This window comes from Bradyrhizobium sp. B117, from assembly GCF_038969555.1.
Taxonomy (GTDB): Bacteria; Pseudomonadota; Alphaproteobacteria; order Rhizobiales; family Xanthobacteraceae; genus Bradyrhizobium.
Window position 1 is genome coordinate 1,283,632 of sequence record NZ_CP152414.1, and the last position, 25,463, is coordinate 1,309,094.

23 protein-coding genes and 1 pseudogene are annotated in these 25,463 nt (G+C 64.4%); 19 read left to right on the top strand and 5 right to left on the bottom strand.

The genetic code is table 11. The annotated features are described in order from the left end of the window. Window positions 1-45 precede the first annotated feature (45 nt). The 4 genes from AAFG16_RS06260 to AAFG16_RS06275 all read right to left on the bottom strand — a co-directional run bounded on the left by AAFG16_RS06260 (window position 46) and on the right by AAFG16_RS06275 (window position 2,283). A complete protein-coding gene (locus AAFG16_RS06260) occupies window positions 46-852 on the bottom strand; it encodes a PAS-domain containing protein (RefSeq protein ID WP_342738083.1) in 807 nt (268 codons plus the stop codon). A gap of 217 nt (window positions 853-1,069) precedes the next feature. Continuing rightward, a complete protein-coding gene (locus tag AAFG16_RS06265; protein WP_283083999.1) occupies window positions 1,070-1,228 on the bottom strand; it encodes a hypothetical protein in 159 nt (52 codons plus the stop codon). Window positions 1,229-1,301: 73 nt separating this feature from the next. After that, window positions 1,302-1,478, bottom strand: coding sequence for a hypothetical protein (locus tag AAFG16_RS06270; protein ID WP_283084000.1), 177 nt, complete (start codon window positions 1,476-1,478; stop codon window positions 1,302-1,304). 154 nt (window positions 1,479-1,632) lie between these two features. Continuing rightward, window positions 1,633-2,283 carry a glutathione S-transferase family protein gene (locus tag AAFG16_RS06275; protein ID WP_283084001.1) on the bottom strand — a complete coding sequence of 217 codons (651 nt, stop codon included), beginning with the start codon at window positions 2,281-2,283 and terminating at the stop codon, window positions 1,633-1,635. A 635-nt stretch (window positions 2,284-2,918) separates the two neighbouring features. Here AAFG16_RS06275 and AAFG16_RS06280 point away from each other — a divergent pair. From AAFG16_RS06280 to AAFG16_RS06315, 8 genes are all read left to right on the top strand, one after another. After that, on the top strand, window positions 2,919-4,121 hold the full coding sequence (locus AAFG16_RS06280; RefSeq protein ID WP_342738086.1) for a pyridoxal phosphate-dependent aminotransferase: 1,203 nt from the start codon (window positions 2,919-2,921) through the stop codon (window positions 4,119-4,121). A gap of 388 nt (window positions 4,122-4,509) precedes the next feature. Then, window positions 4,510-4,992: a DUF992 domain-containing protein gene (locus AAFG16_RS06285; protein WP_027562984.1), complete on the top strand. Its 483-nt coding sequence runs from the start codon at window positions 4,510-4,512 to the stop codon at window positions 4,990-4,992. Window positions 4,993-5,216: 224 nt separating this feature from the next. Continuing rightward, window positions 5,217-7,265 (top strand): elongation factor G, encoded by a 2,049-nt coding sequence (locus AAFG16_RS06290; protein WP_283084002.1) that lies wholly within the window; start codon window positions 5,217-5,219, stop codon window positions 7,263-7,265. 335 nt (window positions 7,266-7,600) lie between these two features. Further along, entirely contained in the window at window positions 7,601-7,873 is a 273-nt protein-coding gene (locus tag AAFG16_RS06295) for a helix-turn-helix transcriptional regulator (RefSeq protein WP_283084003.1), read from the top strand. Window positions 7,874-7,975: 102 nt separating this feature from the next. Further along, entirely contained in the window at window positions 7,976-9,730 is a 1,755-nt protein-coding gene (locus tag AAFG16_RS06300; RefSeq protein ID WP_342738090.1) for a SulP family inorganic anion transporter, read from the top strand. 85 nt (window positions 9,731-9,815) lie between these two features. Continuing rightward, window positions 9,816-10,649, top strand: a complete 834-nt coding sequence (locus AAFG16_RS06305; RefSeq protein WP_342738092.1) for a shikimate dehydrogenase — start codon at window positions 9,816-9,818, stop codon at window positions 10,647-10,649. A 56-nt stretch (window positions 10,650-10,705) separates the two neighbouring features. Continuing rightward, window positions 10,706-11,332, top strand: a complete 627-nt coding sequence (locus AAFG16_RS06310; RefSeq protein WP_283084006.1) for a hypothetical protein — start codon at window positions 10,706-10,708, stop codon at window positions 11,330-11,332. Window positions 11,333-11,430: 98 nt separating this feature from the next. Beyond that, a complete protein-coding gene (locus AAFG16_RS06315) occupies window positions 11,431-12,036 on the top strand; it encodes a hypothetical protein (RefSeq protein ID WP_283086820.1) in 606 nt (201 codons plus the stop codon). A gap of 125 nt (window positions 12,037-12,161) precedes the next feature. Here the strand turns inward: AAFG16_RS06315 and AAFG16_RS06320 are convergent, their stop codons facing one another. Then, window positions 12,162-13,298 carry an alpha-hydroxy acid oxidase gene (locus AAFG16_RS06320; protein ID WP_342738094.1) on the bottom strand — a complete coding sequence of 379 codons (1,137 nt, stop codon included), beginning with the start codon at window positions 13,296-13,298 and terminating at the stop codon, window positions 12,162-12,164. Between the two features lie 103 nt (window positions 13,299-13,401). Here AAFG16_RS06320 and AAFG16_RS06325 point away from each other — a divergent pair, with 103 nt between their 5' ends. The 11 genes and pseudogenes from AAFG16_RS06325 to AAFG16_RS06375 all read left to right on the top strand — a co-directional run bounded on the left by AAFG16_RS06325 (window position 13,402) and on the right by AAFG16_RS06375 (window position 25,366). Next, window positions 13,402-13,569, top strand: a complete 168-nt coding sequence (locus tag AAFG16_RS06325) for a hypothetical protein (protein WP_283084008.1) — start codon at window positions 13,402-13,404, stop codon at window positions 13,567-13,569. Between the two features lie 222 nt (window positions 13,570-13,791). Beyond that, window positions 13,792-15,135 carry a phosphoglucosamine mutase gene (glmM, locus tag AAFG16_RS06330; protein WP_283084009.1) on the top strand — a complete coding sequence of 448 codons (1,344 nt, stop codon included), beginning with the start codon at window positions 13,792-13,794 and terminating at the stop codon, window positions 15,133-15,135. A 406-nt stretch (window positions 15,136-15,541) separates the two neighbouring features. Next, complete coding sequence (locus tag AAFG16_RS06335) at window positions 15,542-16,792, top strand: MFS transporter (RefSeq protein WP_342738097.1); 1,251 nt, start codon at window positions 15,542-15,544, stop codon at window positions 16,790-16,792. 260 nt (window positions 16,793-17,052) lie between these two features. Next, the gene (locus AAFG16_RS06340) at window positions 17,053-17,949 is read left to right on the top strand and encodes an outer membrane beta-barrel protein (RefSeq protein WP_342738099.1); all 897 of its coding nucleotides are present in this window, start codon (window positions 17,053-17,055) and stop codon (window positions 17,947-17,949) included. A gap of 169 nt (window positions 17,950-18,118) precedes the next feature. Then, entirely contained in the window at window positions 18,119-19,009 is an 891-nt protein-coding gene (locus AAFG16_RS06345; RefSeq protein ID WP_283084012.1) for an outer membrane beta-barrel protein, read from the top strand. Between the two features lie 74 nt (window positions 19,010-19,083). Beyond that, the gene (locus tag AAFG16_RS06350; RefSeq protein ID WP_342738101.1) at window positions 19,084-19,674 is read left to right on the top strand and encodes a glutathione S-transferase family protein; all 591 of its coding nucleotides are present in this window, start codon (window positions 19,084-19,086) and stop codon (window positions 19,672-19,674) included. Window positions 19,675-19,837: 163 nt separating this feature from the next. After that, a pseudogene (locus AAFG16_RS06355) lies at window positions 19,838-20,286 on the top strand (GNAT family N-acetyltransferase). 253 nt (window positions 20,287-20,539) lie between these two features. Then, on the top strand, window positions 20,540-20,746 hold the full coding sequence (locus AAFG16_RS06360) for a hypothetical protein (RefSeq protein WP_283084015.1): 207 nt from the start codon (window positions 20,540-20,542) through the stop codon (window positions 20,744-20,746). 79 nt (window positions 20,747-20,825) lie between these two features. Then, window positions 20,826-21,998, top strand: coding sequence for a phosphoserine transaminase (locus tag AAFG16_RS06365; RefSeq protein ID WP_342738103.1), 1,173 nt, complete (start codon window positions 20,826-20,828; stop codon window positions 21,996-21,998). Between the two features lie 274 nt (window positions 21,999-22,272). Then, window positions 22,273-23,862 carry a phosphoglycerate dehydrogenase gene (serA, locus tag AAFG16_RS06370; protein ID WP_283084017.1) on the top strand — a complete coding sequence of 530 codons (1,590 nt, stop codon included), beginning with the start codon at window positions 22,273-22,275 and terminating at the stop codon, window positions 23,860-23,862. Between the two features lie 331 nt (window positions 23,863-24,193). Beyond that, complete coding sequence (locus AAFG16_RS06375; protein ID WP_130365359.1) at window positions 24,194-25,366, top strand: thiolase family protein; 1,173 nt, start codon at window positions 24,194-24,196, stop codon at window positions 25,364-25,366. The last annotated feature ends 97 nt before the right edge of the window (window positions 25,367-25,463 follow it).

The window sequence follows — 25,463 nt, forward strand, 5'->3', positions numbered from 1 at the left end:
TCCTTCATACGTGATAAAGGGCGAGTCGATCAATTGTCTGCCGCTCTACTCCGCCACGCGCAGATATCGGATCAGCTTGCGGTTCGAGGGATCGCGCAGCGAGCGGTAGTAGTCGGCGCGCTCCGGCGCGTCGGTGTGGCGGACGAGGTCGGTGACCGGCGTGTAGCTCAGCATGCGGCCGCCGTCGGGCAGCGCGTTGCAGACGAAGCGCAGCACCTCGCCATTGCGCAGCTTGATGTTGATCGGCGTGGCATCGCCGATCCGCACCATCTCCATGCGCTGCGCGATGAAGGTGCCGAGCTCGTCCTTGGGCAGCTCGAACGCGCCGGTGTCGCGGCCGTGATACATCAGCGCGATGAAGGGCGGCTTGCCGTCGGCGATCTCGTCCGGCAGCGCAAAATAATCGCGGAAGGCGCGGTTGATGAATTCGGCCCGCGTCTCGGCATCGAGCAGCACGATGCCGATGTCGACCTGGTCGAGCGCGGCCGACAGCCGCGCGGCAGTGGCGTGGCTCTGGCGCTCGGCGGCGAAGCTCGCGAGCAGCCGCTCGCGCATCAGGCCGGTGATGCCAGCGGTGCCGAAGGCGGTGACGGCGAGAAGGCCGACCAGATCGGCCGCGGCATGGAGCGACATGGCGCGGTGGCCGAGGCAGAACAGCGCCGCGCCGATCACGGCAAGCACCGCGCTGGTCATCGCGGAGCCGAAACCCGACAGTGCGCCCGCAAGCGCGACGACACCGACGAACACCGGCGCAGGCGAGGAAAGAGGAATGGTGCGATCGAGCAGGATCGCGAGCAGCGCAACCGCTACCGTCAGCACCGGACCGGAGATCGCACGCCATCCGAACCGCATCTCGTTCCTCCCTGAACGAGTAAGGCGGTCAGACTGACCTACCGTTGCGCCAGCGCAATCCGATTTCGTGCGGCGCGCTTAAGAGGCGCTTGCGGTTCCAGGAAAAGCTTTCGGATGATTTAGAGCGTTTTCGAGCGAAGTGGATACCGGTTCGCGTCAAGAAAACGCGTCGATACAAGAATCTGGAGCCCCGTTCCGATTCCCGCGGAGCGGGGCTCTAGCCCAAATGCGCGTGCTTCATGCGCTCTTGCTGCGCGGGGACATGCAGCGTCGACGTTCCCGGACCCTTGCGCGTGCCGACCAAGATCAACAGCGACGCCGCGACCAGGATGGCCGCAGTCAGGGTGATTGCAACGATGACCACAGGCGATTTCATCGACGTCCTGTCGCGATGCCGGTTGGAGCGGGCCACGCGGCGCCTTGAAGGCTAGTCGAGGATGAGACGGGAATCAGACCGGCAGGCCCATCGCCATGGTCGCCTTGGTCGACAGCACCGTCAGGGTGACGATCAGGCACAGCGAGAGCGCGGCGACGGCGAGCGAGGCCGCGACCGCGTTGGTCAGCCGGGAAGACGAAACGGTATCGGTTCGGCTTTGAAAGCCCGCCGTGCCGGACGCCCGAATCATGGTCTAAATCCTTCAATGTGCGAGCGAATCACCCGCGACATCGAACAATTTCACTATTTCAACGGGCAATATTGGGGCGGCTATCGCGCCGAAAATGGCGAGATTGCGGCGAGGATGAACCTTATGCCCACTATTCGCCAGCGCGGGCGAGCCCTCAGGCGCCCGCGGCGATGCTGGCGGGATTGTCGATGTCGGCCGGCCGCCAGTCCATCGATACATAACCGGGCGTGGCTTCCACCCGCTTCAGCCAGTCCCGGATCGCCGGGAAGGCCTGGAGATCAAAGTCGCAGCGCTCGGCGAGGTGGGTGTAGCCGTACAGCGCGATGTCGGCGACCGTGAGCTGGCGGGCGGCGAAATAGGCGTTGGTCTTGAGGTGGTTCTCCATCACCTGCAGCGCGCCATAGCCGCGCTCCATCCAGTCCTCCAGCGCGTGCGTCTGCAGGTCGCGGCCGCCCTTGACCAGTGACAGCCAGAAATAGGCAGCGCCGATGTTCGGCTCGAGCGCGTGCTGCTCGAAGAACATCCATTGCAACGCCTCGGCGCGGTCGATGCGATTCTCCGGCGCGAGCGGCGTGCCGACGGCGACGTACCAGAGGATGGCGTTGGACTCGGCGAGAAAGCGGTCGTCGCCGACATCGAGCAGCGGCACCTGGCCCGACGGATTCTTGGTCAGAAAATCCGGCGTGCGGCTTTCGCCGCGCAGAATGTCTACCTCGATCGCTTCGTAGGGCACGTTGAGCAGCGCCAGCGCAAGGCGGACCTTGTAGCTGTTGCCCGAGCGTTGCATCGAATAGAGCTTGTACATTCGGGGAGTTTCGAATCCGTGGTTGGGAATGGCGCGGCACGTGTTGCCCCGCAGCGCGGGTAAACAATGATGCCGATGCGAATCCGCCGCAAGGGCCAGCCGATAGAAAAACTCGAAAACCCTACCGCACTGCAACGCCGCGGAAGATCATTTCCGCGCGACGATGCAAATGAGTTCACGCTTGCGTCAACGCACGGGATGCATTCGACCGTGCATTGGTGAGACGGTTGAGCAGTCAGAGCTGGGACGCCGAGATCCTCCACATCGTCATGGCCGGGCATAGCCGTCCGAAGGACGGCGTCGCTTCCGCTCGCCTATGACCCGGCCATCCACGTCTTAGCGACGCCGCACGAAGAACGTGGATGCCCGGGACAAGCCCGGGCATGACGACCTTTGGTCTCATCGCAACACGCAAAATTGCTCCGAGGACAAGCCTTGCGGGATATGAGCGGTTTGCCCGACAAAGTTGCGGAAAATTGCGGGAAATCGCGCCTTGAAACGCTCCAAATCTGTAAACTTTTGCCGGATCGGGCCGAAGTTTCTTGCGGCGCAGCGATACACGTTTTAGGGTGGCTGCATTCCCACAATTGGAGTCGTGAGGCCCAAGTGCTCACGACGCTTGTCAGGAGATGACGATGTCCTTCCTTGCCGCTGCGCTCGACCGTGTGAAGCCGTCCGCGACCATCGCGGTCACGGATAAAGCACGCGCGCTGAAAGCGGCGGGCCGCAACGTCATCGGCCTCGGCGCCGGCGAGCCCGACTTCGACACGCCTGCGAACATCAAGCTGGCGGCGATCCGCGCCATCGAAGCCGGCAAGACCAAGTACACCGCGGTCGACGGCATTCCCGAGCTGAAGGACGCCATCATCGCGAAGTTTCAGCGTGAGAACGGCGTCGCCTACAAGCCGAACCAGATCATCGTCGGCACCGGCGGCAAGCAGGTGCTCTACAACGCGCTGATGGCGACCATCAATCCGGGCGACGAGGTGATCATCCCCGCGCCCTATTGGGTCAGCTATCCCGAGATGGTGGCGCTCGCCGGCGGCGAGCCGGTGCCGGTGGTCTGCACCGCCGCGACCGGCTTCAAGCTCGGGGCCGAGGCGCTCGAGCGCGCGATCACGCCGAAGACCAAATGGGTGATCCTGTGCTCGCCGTCGAACCCGACCGGTGCCGCCTACACCAAAGCCGAGCTGAAGGCGCTCACCGACGTCTTGGTCAAGCACCCGCATGTGTGGGTCATGACCGACGACATGTACGAGCACCTCGTCTATGACGACTTCCAGTTCACCACGGTCGCGCAAGTCGAGCCCAGTCTCTACGACCGCACGCTCACCGTGAACGGCGTGTCGAAGGCCTATTGCATGACCGGCTGGCGTATCGGCTATGCCGGTGGTCCGGCGCAGCTCATCAAGGCGATGTCGACCATCCAGTCGCAGTCGACCTCGAACCCCTGCTCGATCGCGCAGTGGGCTTCGGTCGAGGCGCTGAACGGTCCGCAGGACTTCATCCCCGCCAACAACAAGGTGTTCAAGGAGCGCCGCGACCTCGTCGTCTCCATGCTCAATCAGGCCAACGGCATCGAGTGCCCGCGGCCGGAAGGCGCGTTCTACGTCTATCCGTCCTGCGCCGGCACGATCGGCAAGAAGGCGCCGTCGGGCAACGTGATCTCGAACGACGAGCAGTTCGTCACCGAACTGCTCGAGACCGAAGGCGTCGCCGTGGTGCAGGGCTCGGCCTTCGGCCTCGGCCCCGCCTTCCGCATCTCCTACGCGACCAAGACCTCCGACCTCGAAGACGCCTGCAAGCGCATCCAGCGCTTCTGCGGCAATCTGCGTTGAGCCGAAGACAGTGCGAATTGGAAAGGCCCGCTTCGTGCGGGCCTTTTTGTTTGTGTTTCGATGAACGGAGTCGGATGGACCTCTGCTCTGGTCGGCGTTGTGCATGGCCCCTCACCCGGATCACATCTGCGATGTGATCCGACCTCTCCCCGCAAAGAGCGGGGAGAGGTTAGTCCGCCGATAGCGCGAATTTTTGCTGTGAGGGATGCACGATTCTCTCACTCGCTCTCCCGTTCTTACGGGGAGAGGGAGTGAGGGGCCTCTCTCCAAGCGTTCATTTCAGATACGTCCGATCTGGCAACTCCAAAATTCCTGTGGCATAGACCATCACGCAACACGGGTGGGGCGCTCTCTCTGCTCGCATCACATTCATAGCCGGAGATCTTTCATGCGCCGTTCGTTCATCTTCGCCGGGCTCGCTGCCGCCAGCCTCGTTGCCTCCGTCGCAAACAGCGATGCGCAGCAGCAGCGGATGGTCCGCGTCGGCGTGCTCGAATGCCGCGGCGGCGCCAGCGTTGGCTTTATCGTGGGATCGGTGACCAATCTCGGCTGCGTGCTGCGCGCCGAGGGCGTGCCTGAAGATCGTTATGTCGCGACGATCCGTAAGGTCGGCCTCGACATCGGCATCACCCAGGAGACCACGCTGGCCTGGGGCGTGTTCGCGCCGGTCGACCGGCTCGGGCCCGGCGACCTCTCCGGCAATTACGCGGGCGCGCAGGGCAGCGCCTCGGTCGGCGTCGGCCTCGGCGGCAACGTGCTGGTCGGCGGCTCCAACAATTCGATCGCGCTCCAGCCGCTCAGCGTGCAGGGCCAGGTCGGCCTCAACGTCGCCGCCGGCCTCGAAAGCCTGGAACTCCGCCCGGGCCGTTAAAATTTTCGGTCATCGCGGATGAAACGCTCTCCTCACCTCTCCCTTCGGGAGAGGTGGAACGGGCGGCCGATAGCCGTGTCAGTCATCAAGACTTGTTCTAATTGATTTTCTAACCGACGACGCACCGCAGCGACGTTTGATGCTTGCCAAAACTCGGCGACGGGCAGAGCATCACCGTTTGCCGACCCAATCATGGGCCGAGCTCCACACCAAGGAGGCGGCGAATGGGACAAGACGTCAGAAGTCCCCGAGGTCCACGGTGCATTGCGCTGGTGGGCCCTTTCCAAAGCGGTAAAACCACACTTCTCGAAGCAATCCTGGCGCGAACGGGCGCAATCCCGCGTGCCGGCAGCGTCGATGCCGGAACATCCGTCGGCGACGCCACACCCGAGGCCCGTCATCACAAGATGACCGTCGGCCTCACTGCCGCCACCACGAGTTTCATGGGCGACAGCTACACCTTCCTCGATTGTCCCGGTTCCGTCGAATTCGCCCACGACATGCGCGCCGCGCTGCCCGCGGTCGATGCCGCGATCGTGGTCTGCGAGGCCGACGAGAAGAAGCTTCCGCAGCTTCAGATCATCCTGCGCGAGCTGGAAGAGTTGAAGATCCCGCGTTTCCTGTTCCTCAACAAGATCGATCGCGCCAGCCAGCGCATCCGCGAGACGCTCGCGATGCTCCAGCCCGCCTCGCGCGTGCCGCTGGTGCTGCGCCAGATCCCGATCTGGAAAGGCGATCTGATCGAGGGCTTTGTCGATCTCGCGCTGGAGCGCGCGTTCGTCTATCGCGAGCACAAGGCCTCCGAGGTGGTCGCGCTCGAAGGCGGCGATCTCGATCGCGAGAAGGAGGCGCGCTTCTCGATGCTGGAGAAGCTCGCCGACCATGACGATGCGCTGATGGAGCAGCTGCTCGAAGACATCCAGCCGCCGCGCGATGCCGTGTTCGATGATCTCGCCCGCGAACTCCGCGAAGGGCTGATCTGCCCCGTGCTGCTCGGGGCCGCCGCGCGCGAGAACGGCGTGCTGCGCCTGATGAAGGCGCTGCGCCACGAGGCGCCCGGTATCGCGGAGACCGCAAAGCGGCTCGGCGTTCCCGACACCAAGGATGCGCTCGGCTACGTCTTCAAGACGTTGCATTCGCAGCATGGCGGAAAGCTGTCGCTGACGCGACTGCTCGCCGGCCATCTCGACGACGGCGCGACGCTGCAATGCTCCTCCGGCGGGATCAGCCGCATTTCCGGCATCCTTGCCGTTAACGGCGCCTACGACACCAAGCGTGCCGCGGCGGACGCCGGCGACACCGTCGCGCTCGCCAAGCTGGACCCGTTCAAGACCGGTGACACGGTCTCGAACGGCAAGACCCCGCCGGCTGCGCTCACCGCCCCGGAGCCGACGCCGCCGGTGCTCGCGATGTCGATCGCGTCCACCGACCGCAAGGACGATGTGAAGCTCGGCCAGGCGCTGGCGCGCCTGCACGAGGAGGATCCCTCGCTGGTCATCGTGCAGAATCCCCAGACCCATGACACCGTGCTGTGGGGGCAGGGCGAGATGCATCTGCGCGTCGAGGTAGAGCGCTTGCGCGATCGCTTCGGCGTCAAGATCTCGTCGCATCCGCCCGCGATCGGCTACCAGGAGACCATCCGCAAGCCGATCACCCAGCGCGGCCGCCACAAGAAGCAGTCCGGCGGCCACGGCCAGTTCGGCGACGTCGTGCTCGACATCAAGCCGCTGCCGCGCGGTGACGGCTTCAAATTCGCCGAGAAGGTGGTGGGCGGCGCGGTGCCGCGCAACTACATCCCGGCGGTGGAGGAAGGCGTCGTCGACGGCTTGACGCGCGGCCCGCTCGGCTTCCCCGTCACGGATGTACAGGTGACGCTGACCGACGGCTCCTATCACAGCGTCGACAGCTCCGATCTCGCCTTCCGCACGGCGGCGCGGATCGGATTGAACGAAGGCCTGCCGCAATGCCAGCCGGTGTTGCTGGAGCCGATCCACGTCGTCGAGATCGTCTGTCCGACCGACGCCACCGCCAAGATCAACGCGATCCTGTCGGCACGGCGCGGCCAGATCCTCGGCTTCGACACCCGCGACGGCTGGAGCGGCTGGGACTGCGTCCGCGCCATGATGCCGGAAGCGGAGATCGGCGAGCTGATCGTCGAGCTGCGTTCGGCCACGGCCGGCGCCGGCAGCTTCACCCGCCAGTTCGACCACATGGCCGAAGTCACGGGGCGCGCCGCCGACCAGATCATCGCCGCGCATCAGCACGCGGCGTGATTTGGCTTTCGCGCAGTGAGGGGCGCGCACTCTCTCACTCCCTCTCCCCGCTCTTCGCGGGGAGAGGGTGGGGTGAAGGGCTGTCTCTAGGCGTGCGGCGTTTTCATTTAGCTCGAGCTCGCGCCCAAATCTCCGTCATTGCGAGCGCAGCGAAGCAATCCAGACTGTCTCTGCGGAGGCAGTCTGGATTGCTTCGTCGCAAGTGCTCCTCGCAATGACGGTGGGGACAGACGGGCTCGTAAGCGAATTCCCTTGCCCTCCTCGCTAAATGATGTATTTTACATCATTGTAAATGCTCCAGACATCACTTATAAGATCTAATACGTGAGGCCAAGGTGATCACGTCGTTCCAGATGCGGGCAGCCCGCGCGCTGCTCGGCATTGACCAGAAAACCCTGGCCGAGCTCGCCGGCGTGTCGCTGCCGACCATCCAGCGGATGGAGGCCTCGACCGGCAATGTTCGCGGCGTGGTCGAGACCTTGATCAAGGTGGTCGAGGCGTTCGACCGGGCCGGCGTCGAGCTGATCGGCGAGCAGACGCGCAGCGACAGCGGCGGGCGGGGCGTTCGCCTGAAGGAGCCGGGGCCGCCGCGCCGCGTGGGGGCATGATCGCGTTGGTCGTGCTTGGGATCAGGATGAGCTAGCGCATCGCTGCGCAACGCGCCGCACGATGCATGGAGCATTGTGGGGGCAGCGGAGCACTTTGCCGACATGAGCATCACAAGCGATCACGCAAGCGGGCTGCATCGGCTGCGCCGGCCGACCTTCGCCGAACTGTACTTGCCAAAACTCGTTACCGTCTGGCGCGAGGGCTATGGCCCATCGGATTTCCGCGCCGACGTCTTTGCAGGCCTCACGGTTGCGATCGTCGCGCTGCCGCTGTCGATGGCGATCGCGATAGCCTCGGGCGTGACGCCGGACCGCGGCCTCTACACGGCCGTCGTCGGCGGCTTCATCGTCTCGCTGCTCGGCGGCAGCCGTTTCCAGATCGGCGGGCCCGCCGGCGCCTTCATCGTGCTGGTCGCGGTGACCGCGGAGCGGCACGGCGTCGACGGCGTCATCCTCGCCACCATGATGGCGGGCGCCATCCTGATTGCCGCGGGCCTGCTGCGGATCGGCACCTACATCAAGTTCATTCCCTATCCCGTCACGGTCGGCTTCACCGCCGGCATCGCCGTGATCATCTTCGCCAGCCAGCTGCACGATCTCGGCGGCATCACGCTGGCAGGGAAGGAGCCCAGCGAATTCGTGCCAAAACTGGTCGCGCTCGCCGGCGGCCTGCACACCATCAATCCGTCCGCGGTTGCGGTTGCGATCGCCAGCATCGCCATCATCGCCGCATTGCGGATCTGGCGGCCGTCCTGGCCGGGCATCCTGATCGCGGTCGTGTTCGCGGCGATCGTGTGCGCGGTGTTCTCGCTGCCGGTCGAAACCATCGGCAGCCGTTTTGGCGGCATCCCGCGCGAATTGCCGTCACCCGCGCTGCCTGCGTTCTCGCTTGCGAAGGCGAAAGGCGTGCTGCCCGATGCGATCGCCTTCGCGCTGCTCGCCGCGATCGAATCGTTACTCTCGGCGGTGGTGGCCGACGGCATGACCGGACGACGTCACCGTTCCAATTGCGAGCTGGTGGCGCAGGGTGTCGCCAATATCGGCTCGGCGCTGTTCGGCGGCATCTGCGTCACCGGCCTGATCGCGCGCACCGCGACCAACATCCGCGCCGGCGGGCGCGGGCCGGTCGCGGGCATGCTGCATGCGGTGTTCCTGCTGCTGTTCATGCTGATCGCGGCGCCGCTCGCGAGCTACATCCCGCTCGCCGCGCTCGCCGCCGTGCTGGTGGTGGTCGCCTGGACCATGGCGGAGAAGCAGGAGTTCGCGACGCTCTTGCGCTCGTCCTGGGGCGACGCCATCGTCCTGCTCGCAACCTTCCTGCTCACGATCTTCCGTGATCTCACCGAAGGCATTCTGGTCGGCTTTTCGCTCGGCGCGGTACTGTTCATCCATCGCATGGCGGAGATGACCGGCATCGAGGAGCGCATGCCGCTGGTGGCCGCCGACCGCCCCGATGACGGCAATGGCGAGCGTGTTCCCTACGATCCCGCGCTCGCGGTCGATCGCGACGTGCTGGTCTATCGCATCACCGGCGCGTTCTTCTTCGGCGCGGCCTCGGCGATCGGCAACGTGCTCGACGGCGTCGCCGACAAGCGCAAGGGATTCGTGGTGGATTTCGCCGCGGTGCCGTTCCTGGATTCGACCGCGGCCAACGTGCTCGGCCGCGTCGCCGCCAAGGCGCATCGCCAGGGCATCCGCCTGTTCATCACCGGAGCCACGCCCGCGGTCCGCCGCGCGCTGCTCACCCATGGCGTGACGCCGCCGCGCGCCCGCTATCGCGAGACCATCGCGCGCGCGGTCTCGGACATCAAGGGCGGTGCGGCGAAGCCGGCGCCGGGCGATGTGGCCGGGAGCTGATGTCGCACTGAGCCTCCCGGCTTGACAGAGCCCGCGGGACGCGAAATGGATCGCCTCCAAATACGACCCCAAGGAGGCGACGACAGTGACCAAGGCTCCCGCAGCCTGCTTGATCGGATGGCCGGCCGCGCATTCGCGCTCGCCGCTGATCCATCGTTACTGGCTGCGCACGCTCTGCATCGCAGGCGGCTATGTCATCGAGGCGGTTCCGCCCGACGATTTGCGCGATTTCGTGCTGCGGCTGTCGCTGCGCGGTTTTGTCGGCGCCAATGTCACCATCCCGCACAAGGAGGCGGTGCTGGCGCTCTCGACACCCGACGCGCGCGCGCGGGCCGTCGGCGCCGCCAACACGCTGTGGTTTGCGGACGGCGAGCTGCGTTCGACCAACACCGATGTCGAAGGTTTCATCGGCAATCTCGACGCCAGCGCACCCGGCTGGGACAGGGCGGACGAAGCGCTGGTGCTCGGGGCCGGCGGTTCCTCGCGCGCGGTCGTGTTCGGCCTGCGCGAGCGCGGCATCAAGCGCATCCATCTCGCCAATCGCACCATCGCGCGGGCCGAGACTCTCGCAGAACAGTTCGGGCCGAACGTGCATCCTGTTGCGTGGGACCGGATCAACGACGTGCTGCCGCGCGTAAAACTTCTCGTGAACACGACCTCGCTCGGCATGCACGGCCAGCCGTCACTCGATGTCGATGTCGCAAGCCTGCCGAACGAGGCCGTCGTCGTTGATCTCGTCTATGTCCCGCTGGTGACGCCGCTGCTTGGGGCCGCGCAAGCGCGCGGGCTCGAGACCGCCGACGGGCTCGGCATGCTCCTGCACCAGGCGGTGCGCGGCTTCGAATTGTGGTTCGGCCGCAGGCCCGAGGTCACGGCCGAGCTGCGCGCATTGGTCGAGGCCGATCTCACAAAGACTTGAGAGAATAGTCAGAGGTCTTCGGCGTTCTCCATCCGTGGGGACAATCGGAGACCGTCATGACCGTTCAACGCCAAACTTTCACGCGCCCGCTCATCGCTGTTGCGATGGTGGCCGCTTCCACCTTCTATGCTTTCGCGCAGAAGGCGCCGGTGCCGACGCGCGTGCGCGGCACGATCGAGAGCGTCAACGGCGATACCATGCAGGTCAAGTCGCGCAGCGGCGAGGACGTCAAGCTGCGCATCGCTCCTGACGTGAACGTGTCAGGCATTACAAAGATTTCACTCGCCGACATCAAGGTTGGCTCCTTCGTCGGCGCCACCACCGTGCCGGGACCGGACGGCGGCCAGAACGCGGTCGAGGTGCACGTCTTTCCGGAGAGCATGCGCGGCACCGGCGAGGGCTCGCGGCCCTATGACCTCAAGCCCAATTCCAGCATGACCAACGCCACGGTGTCGGAGAGCGTGGTCGGCAATGACGGCCACACGCTGCTGGTGAAATACAAGGACGGCGAGAAGAAGGTGTTCGTCGCCGACAACACGCCGGTGGTGACCTTCGTGCCCGGTGACAAATCCGATCTGAAGGCCGGCGCGAAAGTCATCGCCTTCATGAAGCAGCTGCCGGACGGCTCGTTCGAGACCAACCGCGTCAGCGTCGGCCGCGACGGGCTGACCCCGCCGATGTGATCGGCCGAGCAGGGAATAGCGGCGGTCGCACGGGGTTGCCGTGATGTACCGCCGCAACGTCCTGGAGGGACAAGGCCATGCCGACACTGATCAACTGGATGCCACGCGCCGCCGTGGCTGCATTCGTCACCTTTATTGCCGTTTCATCCGCCTCGGCGCAGCAGGCGCCGACGGTCCGCATCCGCGGCACCATCGAGAGCGTCGACGGCAACATGCTCGGCATCAAGACCCGCGAGGGCAGCGACGTGAAGGTGCGCATGACCGACAACGTCGCGGTCTTCGCCGTGGTGAAGACCGAGCTCTCCGAGATCAAGGAAGGCTCCTATATCGGCGTCACCGCCATGCCCGAGCCGGACGGCACCCAGAAGGCGATCGCCGTGCACATCTTCCCGGAGAACCAGCGCGGCGCCGCCGAAGGCTTCCGCCCCTGGGACGCCCGCGCCAATTCGACGATGACGAATGCGACCGTGGCGCAGACGGTGAAGGGCACCGACGGCCAGAACATCACGGTGAAATACAAGGACGGCGAGAAGAAAGTCGTGGTGCCGCCGGACACCCCGATCGTCACCTTCGTTGCCAGCGACACGTCGGAGGTGAAGCCCGGCGCCAAGCTGATCATCTTCGGTGCGGCGAAGAAGGACGACGGCTCGCTGGAGGCGAACCGGGTCAATGTCGGGCGGGACGGGATCACGCCGCCGATGTGAGTGATCGAGCGCTGGACTCGTAGGGTGGGCAAAGGCGCACTTGCGCCGTGCCCACGTCTTCTCTCGCTTCGGGAGAATTGGTGGGCACGCCTCGCTTTGCCCACCCTACGGCACCGTCGCTGCGGCTACACCGCGATGATATGATCGTCGATCTCGTCGATCCGGTTGACGCCGCACAGACCCATTGTGGTCAGCAGCTCCTTCTGGATGATGTCGATCGCCTTGGCGACGCCGGCCTGGCCGCCGGCGCCAAGCCCATAGGCATAGGCGCGGCCGATCATGCAGGACTTGGCGCCGAGCGCGAGCGCGCGCATCACGTCCTGGCCGGAGCGGATGCCGCCGTCGAACATGATCTCCATCTTGTCGCCGACCGTGTCGACGATCTCCGGCAGCGCCTCGATCGAGGACGGCGCGCCGTCGAGCTGCCGGCCGCCATGGTTCGACACCACCAACGCCTGCGCGCCGGTCTTGGCGGCTTCCTCGGCGTCCTCGACGTCCAAAATGCCCTTGATGATGAGCTTGCCCGGCCAGATGCTGCGGACCCACTCGACGTCCTTCCAGTTCAGCGTGGTGTCGAACTGCGAGTTGATCCAGGTCGACAGCGACGTGATGTCGTCGCTGACCTTCAGATGACCGGCGAGATTGCCGAAGGTGCGGCGCTTGCCCTGCAGCACGCCCGAGACCCAGGCCGGCTTGGTGGCAAAATCGATCAGCTTCGCCAGCGACCACTCGGGCGGCACCGTCATGCCGTTCTTGATGTCGGCGTGGCGCTGGCCGATGACCTGCAGGTCGACGGTGAGCACCAGCGCGCTGCACTTCGCGGTGATGGCACGCTGGATCAGCTCCTTGATGAAGCCGCGGTCCTTCATCACGTAGAGCTGGAACCAGAACGGCTTCTCGACATTGGCGGCGATGTCCTCGATCGAGCAGATCGACATGGTCGATTGCGTGAACGGGATGCCGGCGGCCTGCGCCGCGCGGCAGGCGTAAATTTCGCCGTCGCCATGCTGCATGCCGAGCAGGCCCACGGGCGCGAGGATCAGCGGCATGGTCGAGGGCTCGCCCAAAATCGTGGTCGAGGTGTCGCGCTTGGAGACGTCGACCAGGATGCGCTGGCGGAATTTGATCGCCTGCATGTCCTCGCGGTTGGCGCGCAGCGTTTCCTCGGCATAGGAACCGCGGTCGCAATAGTCGAAGAACGCCTTCGGCACGCGGCGCTTATGCAGCGCGCGAAGATCGTCGATACAGGTGATGTGCTTCATGAACGTGTCCCCGGCCCGTCGTAGCGGAAGTCTTGCGTCGGAAGATTGAGGGGTCATCTAGCATGGTTGGATGCACAGCCAAATCGTTTGAGAGGAGGGCGCCATGACGAAGCCACACGCGGGACCGTCGCCGGAACAGATCAAGGAGAAGCAGGCTCTCGAGGAGGCCCTGGAAGAGGGGCTGGAGGAGACCTTCCCGGGCTCTGATCCCGTCAACGTCACCCAGCCGCCGCCGAGCCGTGACGACGGCCATGTCAAGCGCTCCGGCTAGGCCGGGTTCCGCCCCCGTTTCGGCGCTGCGGCAGGAAATATAATGTTAACAACCCCTTATCGACGCAGGGAGTACCCCTGTTCCGTAACGATTGATCACATTTTTTGAAGCCAATTTGACCGCGTTGGGCTTATAAGACCCTCAGCAAATCAGGGATGCGGGGCCCGAACGGGCAGCCCGTGGTTGTAGAGGGGATCCCTGGTTGTTGCGCTGGGGGACGATATGAGTCGCAAATATTTCGGGACGGACGGGATCCGGGGCCGCGCCAACGGACTGATCACGCCGGAGCTCGCGCTCAAGGTCGGCCAGGCCGCCGGCCTTGCATTCCAGCGCGGCGACCACCGCCATCGCGTCGTGATCGGCAAGGACACCCGCCTGTCCGGCTACATGATCGAATATGCGATGGTCGCGGGCTTCACCTCGGTCGGCATGGACGTGCTGCTGGTCGGCCCGATGCCGACGCCGGCGGTCGCGATGCTGACCAAGTCGATGCGCGCCGACCTCGGCGTGATGATCTCGGCCTCGCACAATCTGTTCGAGGACAACGGCATCAAGCTGTTCGGCCCGCAGGGCTTCAAGCTCTCCGACGACGTCGAGAAGCAGATCGAGCAGCTGCTCGACGAGCCCATCGACAAGCGTCTCGCACAGAGCGCGAGCCTCGGCCGCGCCCGCCGTATCGACGGCGTGCATGACCGCTACATCGAATTCGCCAAGCGCACCCTGCCGCGTGACCTCTCGCTCGACGGCCTGCGCGTCGTGATCGATTGCGCCCACGGCGCCGCCTACAAGGTGGTGCCGGAAGCGCTGTGGGAGCTGGGCGCCGACGTGGTGCCGATCGGCGTCGACCCCGACGGCTTCAACATCAACAAGGATTGCGGCTCGACCTCGCCGGAAGCGCTGTCGAGGAAGGTGCGCGAGATGCGCGCCGACATCGGCATCGCGCTCGACGGCGACGCCGATCGCGTCATCCTGGTCGACGAGCGCGGCCACCTCGTCGATGGCGACCAGCTGCTCGCGGTGATCGCGCAGAGCTGGAAGGAAGACGGACGGCTGTCGCGGCCCGGCATCGTCGCCACCGTGATGTCCAATCTCGGCCTCGAACGCTTCCTGAAGGGGCACGGGCTCGATCTCGTGCGCACGCCGGTCGGCGACCGCTACGTGCTCGAGCAGATGCTGAGCGGCGGCTACAATCTCGGCGGCGAGCAGTCCGGCCACATCATCCTGTCCGACTATGCCACCACCGGCGACGGCTTTGTCGCCGCGCTGCAAGTGCTCGCCGTGGTGCAGAAGCTGCGCCGTCCGGTGTCGGAAGTCTGCCACCGCTTCGATCCGCTGCCGCAGATCCTCAAGAATGTCCGCCACAAGGGCGGCAAGCCGCTCGATGATTCCGAGGTCAAGTCGGCGATCTCCGACGGCGAGAAACGCCTCAACGGCCACGGCCGCCTCCTGATCCGCTCCTCCGGCACCGAGCCCGTGATCCGCGTCATGGGCGAAGGTGAGGACCGCATCCTGGTCGAGGACGTCGTCGACACCATCGTCTCGGCGCTCGGCCAAGCCGCGGCGTAAGCGAGCCGGATCAGGGGTCTCTGTCCGCGCCACAGATATCGTAGGGTGGGCAAAGCGAAGCGTGCCCACGCATCTGTCGCCGTATCGGAAAGACGGTGGGCAGGGCGCAAATGCGCCTTTGCTCACCCTACGATATCGGACGCGCGGAGGGGGTTCTTCCTTGTGGGAGAAGGTGGCGCGAAGCGCCGGATGAGGGGTTGTCTCAGCCAGCTCAAATCGAGAGGTCCATGCGCGGAGAGATACCCCTCACCCGTCTCGCCGCTACGCGGCGAGCCACCCTCTCCCACAACAAGGGGAGAGGGTAAGACCCACGCATTCCAGCCATTTGCGATTGGCGCTGGTTCTACCGCGCGTTGCATCGTAATGAGCAGCTGCGGCGGTTCGCCGCGCCCGCCGGGATGCTCCATTGAACAAGCCTGTCGTCGTACCTGCGGAAACGCTGACCGAGCCCGTTGTCGTCGGCGACGTCGTGCCCGTTGCCAAGGCGGCGGCGGGGCCGGCCTATATCGTGCTCGCCGGCATCAGCTTCTCGCACTTCCTCAACGACACCATGCAGTCGCTGATCGCCTCGGTGTATCCGATCCTGAAGGACACCTACGCGCTCGACTTCGCGCAGATCGGCATGATCACGCTGGCCTTTCAGTTCACGGCCTCGCTGCTGCAGCCGGTGGTCGGACACTACACCGACAAGAAGGCGCAGCCTTATTCGCTGGCGATCGGCATGGCCTCGACCTTCTTCGGCCTGTTGCTGCTCAGCGCCGCGCACCAATATCTCGTCATCCTCGTCGCCGCCGCGCTGGTCGGTCTCGGCTCGGCGGTGTTTCACCCCGAATCCGCGCGCATCGCGCGGCTCGCCTCGGGTGGCCGCTACGGCTTTGCGCAATCGGTGTTTCAGCTCGGCGGCAGTTTCGGCACCTCGATGGGGCCGGTGCTGGCCGCGCTGATCGTGGTGCCGTTCGGGCAGGGCAGCATCGCCTGGTTCTCCTCGATCGCGTTCCTCGCGATTCTCATTCTCTGGCGCATCGGCCGCTGGTATGCGCCGCAGATCACGGCGAAGAAGGCTGCGCCGATCCATACCCGGCCCGGCGGCCCGAGCTCGCGCCGCGTCGCGATGGCGCTGCTCGTGCTGGTGGCGCTGCTGTTCTCGAAACAGCTCTATGTCTCCAGCCTGTCGAGCTACTACATCTTCTACCTGATCGACCGTTTCGGCGTGTCGACGCAGGCGGCCCAGATCTATCTCTTCATCTTCCTCGCCGCGAACGCGGTCGGCGCCTTCTTCGGCGGTCCACTCGGGGATCGGTTCGGCCGCAAGATCGTGATCTGGATCTCGATCCTCGGCGCGCTGCCGTTCACGCTGGCGCTACCCCATGCCGGGCTCTACACCAGCGCGGTGCTGTCAGTGATCATCGGCCTCATCATCTCCTCGACGACGTCGTCGATCATCGTGTTCGCGCAGGAGCTGGTGCCGCACCGCTTCGGCATGATCTCCGGCGTGTTCTTCGGCGTCGCCTTCGGCATCGGGGGCTTAGGCGCCGCCGTACTCGGCAAGCTCGCCGATCACACCTCGATCGCGTTCGTCTATCAGGTCTGCGCGTATCTGCCGGCGATCGGCCTGCTTGCCGTGTTCCTGCCCAAACTGCCGCAGCACGCGCGTTAACAAAACCTGCTCCGCTGTATTGCTGCTTCATACATCGTTAGCAATTGCGGCGCCCACAAAGCCTCTTCCAGCGAAGTAGGCACTTCCTGCTGCCGCATTTTTGCAACGCTCTCACCGCATCCCGCGTGTGCGCTCAGAAAAAATCAACCTTAAAAATTAGGGTTAAGTGGCGCTTAAGCATTTGATGCCATCGTCCTCCCGTGAGTTTCCAGAACGTGAGGCGTCTGCATTTTGCCTCACCGGCCATAAGGACGAAGCCAATGCGTAGCGTTAAGTCTCTTCTTGCCGCGGGTGCGGCATCCCTGATCTCGTCGATGGCGTTTGCCGCCGACATGCCGATCGCTGCCCCGCCTCCCATGTACTCGCCGCCGGCTCCGCCCGCCGATTTCGGTGGCTGGTATCTCCGCGGCGACATCGGCTTCAGCAATCAGAGCGTGAAGAGCGTTCGCAAGTCTGACGAGGCAGCCTATTCTCAGCTGAGCTCCTTCAGCCAAACTACAGATTTTGATACGGCCGGGATCTTCGATGTCGGCGTCGGCTATCGCGTGAATAGCTGGTTTCGGACGGACGTCACCGCTCAGTATCGCGGCAAGTCAAACTTCAAAGGTACAGATCTTTTGACTGGTTCGGCGTACGGCACTCCCTATTCTGGGATCGACAATTACAACGGCAGCAAATCCGAATTGCTGTTCTTGGCGAACGCGTATGTCGACCTGGGTACTTGGTGGTGTGTAACTCCGTTCATCGGCGCCGGCGTCGGTGCATCGCGAGTTAACATTTCCAGCTTCACTGACTCGGGTGCGGTCAATCCGCTCGTCTCGCCCGGCGCCACCCCGTCAGGTTTTCCCCCGGTCGTGACCGCTGGAACGCACTCGAGCTACGCAACAGCTGCAAGCGGATCGAAGTGGAATTTCGCCTGGGCGGCGCACGCGGGTCTTGCTTACAAAGTCAACCCCAGTCTCACGCTTGAACTTGCCTACAGCTACGTCGATCTAGGCAGCGGAACTACCGGTGCGCTTGCAGCGTACGACGCCGCCTCCCTCGGCAACACATTCAAGTTTAAGGACATCACCTCGCACGATCTTAAGCTCGGCGTGCGCTGGGATCTCAGCAGCCCGCCGGCCTACATGCCGCCGCCGCTCGTCACCAAGGGCTGATCTTCGAGCCCATCGGTTAAAGTCTCTTAACGGCGCGGGATCATCCCGCGCCGTTTTGCTTTGCGTATTTTTCATGGCTTCGCGGCGGCGAAGAGCTCCGGCGCAACCATTGGTTAAGGTTAACGAGCCATGATCATGGCGAAAGTTCGAGTTTATTTGGAGCGTTGCGATGCGTGGGCTTTTGTTGGCGGCGGCGATGTTCGGGACGGTATCTGCCGCGCATGCGGCCGACATGCCGGACCTGCCGATCCTGCGCGGCAGCGTCACCGACGGTCTGTCGAGGACGAACCACAATTGGGACGGCTTCTATGTCGGCGGCACCGCCGGCTACACGGCCGATGCGACCGATTTCGGCCAGAGCGTCGTCGGCCTGACCAACTACATCTTCCGCGACAGCGTGCTCCAGGGGCCGACGTCCACGTGGTCGCTGCTGCAAAAGGCCAACACGCAGGGCGTCAATTACGGCGGCTTCATTGGCCGCAATTGGCAGTGGTACGATGCCATTCTCAGTCTCGAAGGCACCTACAGCTATTTCGGCAACCTCTCGACCGGGTCGACCGGCTCCAATGCGCTCGTGATCGTCAACCCGCCCGGCGAGGTACGGCCCGACGGCATCACCCACAATTATGCCGTGTCGCTCACCGGTACCGCCACGGCCCAGGTCAAGGACATGGTCACGCTGCGCGGTCGCGTCGGTTGGGATGGCGGCCCCTTCATGCCCTACGCGTTCTTTGGCGCTGCCGTCGGACGGATGGACGTCACCCGCACCGTGACGAGCGACGTGAGATTGCGCACGGACACGACGATCACGAACGGGTTGGGCGGTTTTACGACCATCATCGGAACGACGTGGGATCCCGTTCCGACGCAGTCGGGGACGCAGGGCCAGCACAGGACCAACACCTTCGCGGTGGGTTGGACCGCCGGCCTCGGCCTCGAATATTGCATCTGGGACGGATTGTTCGCACGCGTGGAATACGAATATGTGAGATTCTCGCCTGTGATGAACACGGTCGTCACGCTGAACAATGCGCGCGTCGGGCTTGGCTACAAGTTCTAACGCTGCTTCGTCGCGTCGCGGTTGACAGGTTCGCTGCGGCCTGATGCTCTGTGGCCCGACATGGGGTGATAGCGATGCAGATCTACGGCGACAGCAATTCCGGCAATTGTCTGAAGGTGAAGTGGGTCTGCGACAAGCTCGCGGTGCCCTATCAGTGGATCGAGATCGACACGCGCAAAGGCGAGACGCGCACGCCGCAATTCTTGGCGATGAACGGCGCCGGCCAGGTGCCGACCGTCGCCTTCGACGACGGCCGCACGCTGGCGCAGTCCAATGCCATCATCCGCTATCTCGCCCGCGACAGCGCGCTGATCCCGCGCGACGCCTTCGCGGCGGCCAAGATGGACGAATGGTTGTTCTGGGAGCAATACAGCCACGAGCCCTACATCGCGGTGTGTCGCTTCCTCATCGTCTATCTCGGCAAGGCCGCCTCCGAGCTCGACCCTGAAAAGGTCAAGCGCGGCTATGCGGCACTCGACCGCATGGAGCAGCATCTTTCCGGCAACCGCTTCTTCGCCGGTGAGGCAATGTCGCTCGCCGACGTCTCGTTGCTCGCCTATACCCGTGTTGCCCACGAAGGCGGCTTCGATCTCGGTCGTCATGGGGCCACCCGCCGCTGGATCGGCGAGGCCGAGGCCTTTCTCGGCCTGCCGCCGGCGCGCTAAGGCATGATCCGGACCCGGAGGGCCGCGTTAGCGCAAGTGCGCAGCGGTTTTCCCTCGCGACAAACGCGGAACGCGTTTGCGCGGAGATCATGCGCAAACAACAAGCTGAGCGCGATGGCGATTCATCCTGATCTCATCGCGCTTTAGGCTGGAGTTTTTCGACATGACCGACAAGTCCGTCTCCATCCGTCCCGCGCGCCGATCGTGGCGATGCTTGCCGACGATCATCTCGGGCGCGGGCGCGAGCGCGTCGAGGATCCGCTGCCTGCGGTCTATTACGCGGCATTCGAGCGGGTCGAGCGCGATCCGAACCTGACGCTCGTGGTGGCCGAGAGCGAGGGCAGGGTGGTCGGCTGCCTGCAACTCGCAGTGCTCGGGGGCATCAGCTCGCAAGGCGGCGTGCGCGGTCTGCTCGAGGATGTGCGCGTTGCCGCCGATTGTCGCAGCCGCGGCATCGGCGAGCAGTTGGTGCAATGGGCCGTTGCCGAAGCGAAAGCGCGCGGCTGCAAGCTGGTCGAACTGTTGACGCATCAGACGCGCGTCGATGCGCAGCGCTTCTACAAGCGGCTGGGATTTACCGCGAGCCATGTCGGCATGACTGTCCGCTTTTGAGGCAGTAGGAGCGTTTTCGAGCGAAGTGGATACCGGTTCGCGTAAAGAAAACGCGTCAATACAAATATCCAGAGCCCCATTCCGATTGTATCGGAATGGGGCTCTGGCCCTTGGCGTTGCGCAAGCAACCAAATCGGATCGCGCATTCATTCATCTTAAGAGCTGATAAACTACCCGCCCGTCGTTCACGTTCCCGCAGGAACGAACGGTGCTAGGCAGTCAGACACCGGGCTCGGTCGGTTCGGGGATTTCGATGACAAGCTATTCCATGATCAAGGTCGGCAACGGCTACGTTGTGCAGGCCAATGACAAGTGCATCTTGAAAGTCAGCAGCCGCCGCCGGGCCGCGCAATTGATCAGCGAGGCCACGGACTTGCTGAACGCGCTCGCGGCGGTTGAATCGCCCGATATCGCAGCCGAGCCGCCATCACTCCGCCGTGAGCCGCCGGAACTTTCTTGACTGGTCTGCCCGATTCCCGTATCAGCCGCGGCGGGACACCTCCCCCCAACGGGAGGCTTACTATCTGGAAGGGTAGATCATGACTGTAGCGAAGCCCGCTTCGCGGCCGACCGTGCCGCATTTCTCCTCCGGCCCCTGCGCCAAGCGCCCCGGCTGGAACGCCCAAAATCTCAAGGACGCAGCACTCGGCCGTTCGCATCGCGCGAAGGTCGGCAAGACCAAGCTCAAGCTCGCGATCGATCTGACGCGCGAAGTGCTTGAAGTGCCCGCCGATTATCGCATCGGCATCGTGCCAGCCTCGGACACCGGCGCGGTCGAGATGGCGCTGTGGTCGCTGCTCGGTGCACGGCCCGTCACCACGCTCGCCTGGGAATCCTTCGGCGAGGGCTGGGTCAGCGACATCGTCAAGGAATTGAAGCTCAAGGACGTCACCAAGCTCAATGCGGCTTACGGTGAGATTCCCGACCTCTCCAAGGTGGACCCTGCGAGCGACGTCGTCTTCACCTGGAACGGCACCACCTCCGGCGTGCGCGTGCCGAACGCCGACTGGATCAGCGCGACCCGCGAAGGCCTGACCATCTGCGACGCGACGTCCGCCGCGTTCGCGCAAGCGCTCGACTGGGCCAAGCTCGACGTCGTCACCTTCTCCTGGCAGAAGGCGCTCGGCGGCGAGGCCGCGCACGGCATGCTGATCCTGTCGCCCCGCGCTGTCGAACGGCTCGAAACCTACAAGCCGGCCTGGCCGCTGCCAAAAATCTTCCGCATGACCAAGGGCGGCAAGCTCAACGAAGGCATCTTCGTCGGCGAGACCATCAACACGCCGTCGATGCTCTGCGTCGAGGACTATCTCGATGCGCTGAACTGGGCCAAGTCGATCGGCGGCCTCAAGGCGCTGATCGCCCGTGCCGACGCCAACACCAAGGTGCTGGCCGACTGGAAGGCGAAGACGCCATGGATCGACTTCCTCGCCAAGGACGCCTCGATCCGCTCCAACACCTCGGTGTGCCTGAAGTTCACCGATCCCGCGATCACCTCGCTCTCCGACGACGCGCAGGCGGAGTTCTCCAAGAAGCTGGTCGCCCTCGTCGAGAAGGAAGGCGCCGGCTACGACTTCGCGTACTACCGCGATGCGCCGGCCGGCCTGCGCATCTGGTGCGGCGCCACGGTGGAAGCAAAGGACGTCGAGCTGCTGACACAGTGGATCGACTGGGCCTTTGCCGAGACCAAGGCTTCGCTTGCGAAAGCCGCGTAGTTGTTTTCTTCGCCTGTCCCCGTTCTTACGGGGAGAGGCCGGGTCGCGCAGCGATCCGGGTGAGGGGCTCTCTCCGCGAGCACTTCGCCTGTGGCTGCCCCTCACCATAGCCGATGCTCCACATCGGCGTCCTTTCTAGGAACGGCGGCCGAAGGCCGCCTATGCCCTCTCCCCGTAAGGACGGGGAGAGGGAGAGCAACAAGCTTCCAAGTCACTCACGCATTTCCGGCTCTCGGGCCGATCCTCCCTTAGGGACGGTGAAGGACACATCCCCATGACCAAACCCAAAGTTCTCATTTCCGACGCTCTGTCTCCCGCCGCCGTTCAGATCTTCAAGGACCGTGGCGTCGAGGTCGACTTCCAGCCCAACCTCGGCAAGGACAAGGACAAGCTCGCCGAGATCATCGGCAATTACGACGGCCTTGCGATCCGCTCCGCGACCAAGGCCACCGCAAAGATCCTGGAGAAGGCGACCAACCTCAAGGTGATCGGCCGCGCCGGCATCGGTGTCGACAATGTCGAGATCCCGGCCGCGACGGCCAAGGGCATCATCGTGATGAACACGCCGTTCGGCAATTCGATCACGACCGCCGAGCATGCGATTACCCTGATGCTGGCGCTGGCGCGCGAGATCCCGCAGGCCGATGCCTCGACCCAGGCCGGCAAGTGGGAGAAGAACCGCTTCATGGGCGTCGAGATCACCGGCAAGGTGCTCGGCGTCGTCGGTTGCGGCAATATCGGCTCGATCGTTGCCGACCGCGCACTCGGCCTGCGCATGAAGGTGGTCGCATTCGATCCGTTCCTGTCGCCGGAGCGCGCCAAGGACATCGGCGTCGAGAAGGTCGATCTCGACGAGCTCCTCAAGCGCGCCGACTTCATCACGCTGCACACGCCGCTGACCGAGAAGACGAAGAACATCATCGACGCGGCCGCGATCGCCAAGATGAAGAAGGGCGTGCGCCTGATCAACTGCGCCCGCGGCGGGCTCGTCGACGAGCAGGCCGTGGTCGAAGCGCTCAATTCCAAGCACATCGCGGGCGCTGCCTTCGACGTCTTCGTCGAGGAGCCCGCGACCTCCAACGTGCTGTTCGGCCATCCCAACGTGATCTGCACGCCGCATCTCGGCGCCTCCACCACAGAAGCGCAGGAGAACGTCGCGCTCCAAGTCGCAGAACAAATGTCGGACTATCTGCTCACCGGCGCGATCTCGAACGCGGTCAACTTCCCCTCGATCACGGCCGAAGAAGCGCCGAAGCTGAAGCCGTTCATCGCGCTCGCCGAGAAGCTCGGCTCGTTCGCGGGCCAGCTCACTGAAAGCGGCATCCGCAAGGTCGAGATCACCTATGAGGGCCACGTCGCGGAGATGAAGATCAAGGCGATCACCTCCGCGGTGCTGTCGGGCCTGCTGCGGCCGATGCTGGGCGAGGTCAACGTGGTGTCCGCGCCTGTCGTCGCCAAGGAGCGCGGCATGGTGGTGGACGAGATCGTGCGTGCCTCCCAGAGCGACTATGAGAGCCTGATCACCGTCACCGTGGCGACCGAACGCCAGGAGCGTTCGGTTTCCGGCACCGTGTACCATGACGGCAAGCCGCGCCTCGTCGACGTCAAGGGCATTCGTATCGACGCCGAGTTCGGCAAGTCGATGATCTACATCACCAACGAGGACAAGCCGGGCTTCATCGGCAAGTTCGCAAGCCTCCTCGGCGATGCCAAGATCAACATCGCGACCTTCCATCTCGGCCGCGTCGCCCCCGGCAGCGATGCCATTGCCCTGGTCGAGGTCGATGGCGCCGTGCCGGCCGACCTGCTCGCCAAGGTGCAGGCCCTGCCGCAGGTCAAGCAGGCCAAGGCGCTGACGTTCTGATCCTTCACCTCTCCCGAAGGGAGAGGTCGGATCGCATCGTAAGATGCGATCCGGGTGAGGGGTTAGGCTCTTACCGTATGCTGCGGCCCCTCACCCGGATTGCTGGCGCAATCCGACCTCTCCCCGATGGGGAGAGGTGACACAGCAAGCCGACAGAGTTGGATTTTATCGCACCAGTCACCGACATATTCCGACCTACGGAACGACGCCGCCTTCCAACGAGGGCGGCGTTTTTATTTTTCCCGCGCCCGGCAATCTCAGTGTACCAATGGCGTCAGGACAATTCGTTCAGAGAACGTTCCGCTCAAATCGTTCGACAAGGGAGAAAACAATGCGTGAAGCCGTCATCGTTTCCTATGCACGCACGGGCCTCGCGAAATCCGGCCGCGGCGGGTTCAACATCACGCCGCCGATGTCGCTGGCGGCCCACGCCATCCAGCACGCGGTCGATCGCGCCGGCGTCGACAAGGACTATGTCGAGGACTGCTATCTCGGCAATTGCGCCCATGGCGCGCCGAACATCGGCCGCCAGGCCGCGCTGCTCGCCGGCCTGCCGAAGACCACCGCCGGCGTCTCGGTGAACCGCTTCTGCTCCTCCGGCCTTCAGACCATCGCGATGGCCGCCAACTCGATCCGCTCGGACGGTGCCGACTGCATCGTCGCCGGCGGCGTCGAGAGCATCTCGATGCCGGGCGGCGGCACGCCGAAGGAATCGATCGATCCTGAATTGCTCAAGGTCGCCCCCGACATCTTCATGGCGATGATCGACACCGCCGACATCGTCGCCGAGCGCTACAAGCTCAGCCGCGAATACCAGGACGAGTTCTCGCTGGAATCGCAGCGCCGCATGGCCGCGGCGCAGCAGGCGAACAAGTTCAAGGACGAGATCGTCCCGATGAAGACCAAGATGAAGGTGGTCGACAAGCAGACCAAGGCCGAGAGCATCGTCGACTACGTCGTCGATCGCGACGAATGCAACCGGCCTGAGACCACGATGGAAGGATTGGCAAAACTCGAGCCGGTGAAGGGCCCCGGCAAGTTCGTCACCGCCGGCAATGCCAGCCAGCTCTCCGACGGTGCCGCCGCCGTGGTGCTGATGGAAGCCAAGGACGCCGAGAAGCGCGGCCTCAAGCCGCTCGGCCGCTTCGTCGCCTGGGCGACCGCCGGCTGCGAGCCGGACGAGATGGGCATCGGCCCTGTGTTCGCGATCCCGAAGCTCTTGAAGCGCACCGGCCTCAAGATCGACGACATCGATCTATGGGAGCTCAACGAGGCCTTCGCCAGCCAGTGCCTCTATTGCCGCGACCAGCTCGGCATCGATCCCGCTAAGTACAACGTCAACGGCGGCTCGATCGCGATCGGCCATCCCTTCGGCATGACCGGCGCCCGTCTCACCGGCCATCTGCTGCAGGAAGGCGCTCGCCGCAAGGCGAAGTGGGGCGTCGTCACCATGTGCATCGGCGGCGGCCAGGGCGGCGCGGGGCTGTTCGAGATCTACAGCTGAGATCAGGCTGCATGAATGCGAAAGGGCACGGCGCAAGCCGTGCCCTTTTTGTTTGGGTTTTGACGGCTGAACAGTAGGAGACGCGCCGCGCTCTCAC